Raw genomic sequence first — 3,671 nt, forward strand, 5'->3', positions numbered from 1 at the left:
CTGGCGTACGCGGGAGCGAGCCAGGGCGGCATCCAGGGCGCGGCGCTCACCGCGCTCGCCACCGACTGGCGGCGGTCCGCGCTGATCGTCCCCGGCATCAACTACAGCACGATGCTGAACCGCAGCGTCGACTTCGCCCAGTACGAGACGCTGCTCAACATCAGCTACCCGGACAAGCTCGACCAGCAGCTCGTCCTGAACCTCATCCAGATGCTCTGGGACCGCGGCGAGGGCGACGGCTACGCCGCGCACGTCACCCGCGACCCGCTGCCCCGCACGCCGGCGCACCGGGTGCTGATCCACGAGGCGTTCGGCGACCACCAGGTCGCCAACATCGCCACCGAGGTGATGGCCCGCACGCTCGGCGACGTCCCGGTGCGGCAGCCCGCGCTCGACCCCGGCCGCAAACCCGACGTCACACCGTTCTGGAACCTGCCCGCGCTCACCCGCTACCCGCACGCGGGATCCGGCCTGGTCATCTGGGACAGCGGCACGCCCGCCCCGCCGCTCACCAACACCCCCAACACCGCCGGCAGCGACCCGCACGGCGACACCCGCGGCTCCGCGGAGGCGATGTCGCAGCTCGCGACGTTCCTGGCCACCGGCCGGATCGTCGACACCTGCGGCGGACGCCCCTGCACCATCCCCCCGCGCCCCTGACCCTCCCGCGACCCTCCCCCCCCCCGGCGACACCGAGAGATCTTCGAGGAGCACCCCCATGCGCACCCTCCCCCCGAAGACGACCCTCGCGGCGGCGACCGCCGTCACGACCGCGCTGACCCTGCTGGCCCCCGCGTCCCCCGCCCTGGCGTCCCCCATCCGCACGGCGCTCACCACGGGGTCGCTCACCACAGGGTCGGTCTTCACCGCCGCCACCGTCACGCAGGCCGCGGACGGCTCCTACACGGTCGCCTGGCAGGCCCCGGACGCCGGGAACGTCACCGTCACGGCGGTCACCGACGCGTCCGGCGGCGGCGCCGCGCGCCCGGTCGGGTCAGGCGGGACGTCCGGCACGGTCACCGCCACCGGCCTGCCGTCCGCCGCGCGCTGGTACTTCCGGCTCGTCCCGGCCAACGGCGCGCCGCTCGTCGTCGCCGACCGCTCCCTGCACCTGCCGCACGCCCGCAACCTCCGCGACGTCGGCGGCTACCGGACGGCCGACGGCCACTGGGTGCGGATGGGCGTCTTCTACCGCTCCAACAAGCTGAGCGACCTCGACGCCGCCGACCAGGCCACGCTCGCCGCCGACAAGATCAGACTCGTGGTGGACCTGCGCAACCTCCAGGAGCGCCTCGACGCCCCGGACAAGCTCCCCACCGGGGCGTCCTACAAGGTCGCGGACCTGATCGACGTCACCAAGGGCCTTCCGACCGGCGACGGCCTCACCCTCGCCCTGCTGCTGGCGCTGCCGAAGCTGCTCTCGTCCACCAAGGACGCCGAGCAGAACCTCGGCTACCGCCTGATGGTGAACGCCCCGAGCGCCCGCGCCGCCTACCGCGACCTGCTCACCTCGCTGGCCGCCCAGCCCGACTCCGCCCTGTTCCACTGCACCGCGGGCAAGGACCGCACCGGCTGGGGCGCCGCCGTCCTGCTGACGATCCTCGGCGTGGACCGCGCGACCATCTACAACGACTACCTGGCCAGCAACACCTACTACGGCTCCGACAGCGTCCGCGCCAACTGGCTGGACGCCGCGTTCGCCGAGGTCGACCGCTCGTTCGGCTCGTTCGACAACTACGTCCGCCAGGGGCTCGGCGTGTCGGACGCCACGATCGCCTCCCTGAAGACCCGCCTGCTGGCGTCCTGAGGGGAGCCCCGATGAAGCGACGAATGAGGCGGCGAATCCCGAGTCTGGCGGCCGCGACCGCGCTCGCTGTGGCCCTCGTCGCCGCGCCCGCCTCGGCGGACGGCTGGCAGCAGGTCTCCAGCGACACCTTCTACCTGACCACCGCCCTCCAGCGCTCCCAGGGCGTCACGACGGACGGGAGCGTCTGGTACTTCTCCTGGCAGTACGGGCTGAGCAAGGTCTCCCTGACCGGGGGCACCCTGGCGTCCAACCCGACGGCCATCCCCGCCGGGCTGGCGCTGCAGGGCGACAACCACATCGGCGGGATCGACTACTACGACGGCAGGCTGTACGTCCCCATCGAGGACGGCAGCAAGTACCAGCACCCCTACATCGCCGTCTACGACGCCGCCACGCTCTCCTACACGGGCACCGCGTTCGCGCTGCCCCAGGACATCCAGCGTGACGGCGTCCCGTGGACGGCCGTCGGCGACGGCTACCTCCTGTCCTCGGAGTACGACGCCACCGCGCTCAACGCCTACAGCCTCACGGACGGCCACCTGGTCAAGCGCATCCCGCTCAGCCGGCCGATCCCGCACGTGCAGGGCGCGAAGGTCCACGACGGCAGCCTCTACGCCTCATCCGACGGAGCGACCAAGGCCGTCTACCGGATCGCCCTCGACACCGGCGCCGTCACCCAGGTCCTGGCGCCGAGCCTGCCGTCCGGCACCGAGGTCGAGGCCCTGACCTTCCTGCCGCGCCCGGACGGCTCGTTGCTGCACGTCCTGGACGTGGCCCCGAACCGGCTCTCCGTCAACTTCCGCCACTACCGCCCCTGACCGCCGGACCCGGGGTCCGGCGCCTGCGGGTGAGCACGCCGGTGACCGCGGCCAGGACGAGCACGGCCGCGGTCGTCACGGCGGTCGCGTGCGCGTAGGTCGTGAACGGGACGCCGGACGCGCCGGGCGTCGCGCCGAGCGCGCGGGCGAACAGGCCGCCGATCAGCGCGACGCCCGCCGCGTTGGCGATCTGGGTGGCGGTCAGCAGGACACCGCTGGCGGCCCCGGCGTCGGACGGGTCCACGCCCTCCAGCACCCGGCCGATGAGCGGCGCGGCGACCAGGCCCTGCCCCGCCCCCGCGAGCGCGAGCACGGGCGGCAGCGCGACGGTCTGGACGTCCTGCGGCACGGTCAGGACGATCGCCAGGACCCCGCCGAGACCGGCCCCCATCAGCGCCGTCCCGAGGGTGAGCGCGCCCCACCGGCGACCGGCCAGGCTGGTCACGGCGAAGCCGATCCCGAGCGGCGCGAACGCCAGCCCGCTCCCCAGCGGGGAGAGCCCGAGCCCGGCCTGCAGGTGGTACGCCAGCAGCAGGAAGAACCCGGCGTTGCCCGCGTAGAACGCGAGGACGGTGAGCAGCCCGCGGACGATCCGCCGCTGGGCCAGCAGGCGCGGCGGCACGAGCGGGTCCGCCTGCCGCCGCTCGGTCCGGGCGAAGACGGCGAGCAGGACCGCGCCGGCGACGACGCCCGCCGCCACGACCGGCCACCCCCGCTCCAGGACGGGCGGCAGCAGCAGCGCGACGAGCGCGAGCGCCAGCAGCCCGGCCCCCGGCAGGTCGATCCGCGCGCGGGCGCCGCGGCTCTCGCGCACCGTCCGGCCCGCGACCGCCAGCGCGACCGCGCCGATCGGGACGTTCACCAGGAACACCGAGCGCCACTCCAGCCCGAGCGGGTTCCACGCGAGCAGCGCGCCGCCCACGATCTGCCCCGCGATGGACGCCAGCCCGATCGTCGCGCCGTAGGCGCCGAGCGCGGTCGCGCGGGCCGGTCCGGTGAAGGCGTCCTGGACGATCGACAGGACCTGCGGCAGCATCACCGCCGCC

At 74.3% G+C, this 3,671-nt stretch carries 3 protein-coding genes and 1 pseudogene; 3 read left to right on the forward strand and 1 reads right to left on the reverse strand.

Annotated features, from left to right (window positions below; all coding sequences use genetic code 11):
- From AB0J52_RS31885 to AB0J52_RS31895, 3 genes and pseudogenes are all read left to right on the forward strand, one after another.
- Nucleotides 1-660 (forward strand): annotated as a pseudogene (locus tag AB0J52_RS31885) (hypothetical protein); the annotation flags it as partial.
- Between the two features lie 58 nt (nt 661-718).
- On the forward strand, nt 719-1,807 hold the full coding sequence (locus AB0J52_RS31890) for a tyrosine-protein phosphatase (RefSeq protein ID WP_500186496.1): 1,089 nt from the start codon (nt 719-721) through the stop codon (nt 1,805-1,807).
- Between the two features lie 11 nt (nt 1,808-1,818).
- Nucleotides 1,819-2,625: a DUF6923 family protein gene (locus AB0J52_RS31895; RefSeq protein ID WP_500186497.1), complete on the forward strand. Its 807-nt coding sequence runs from the start codon at nt 1,819-1,821 to the stop codon at nt 2,623-2,625.
- Here AB0J52_RS31895 and AB0J52_RS31900 read toward each other — a convergent pair.
- Nucleotides 2,600-3,671 (reverse strand): MFS transporter (locus AB0J52_RS31900; RefSeq protein WP_500186498.1); only part of this gene is annotated, 1,072 nt, incomplete at its 5' end. The genes AB0J52_RS31895 and AB0J52_RS31900 overlap by 26 nt on opposite strands.

The sequence above is a fragment of the Spirillospora sp. NPDC049652 genome, from assembly GCF_040675125.1.
GTDB lineage: Bacteria > Actinomycetota > Actinomycetes > Streptosporangiales > Streptosporangiaceae > Spirillospora.

What these genes read in the sequence shown, in the direction of transcription:
- AB0J52_RS31895 (WP_500186497.1), top strand. Translation starts at nt 1,819, where the DNA reads ATGAAGCGACGAATGAGGCGGCGAATCCCGAGTCTGGCGGCCGCGACC.
- AB0J52_RS31890 (WP_500186496.1), top strand. Translation starts at nt 719, where the DNA reads ATGCGCACCCTCCCCCCGAAGACGACCCTCGCGGCGGCGACCGCCGTC.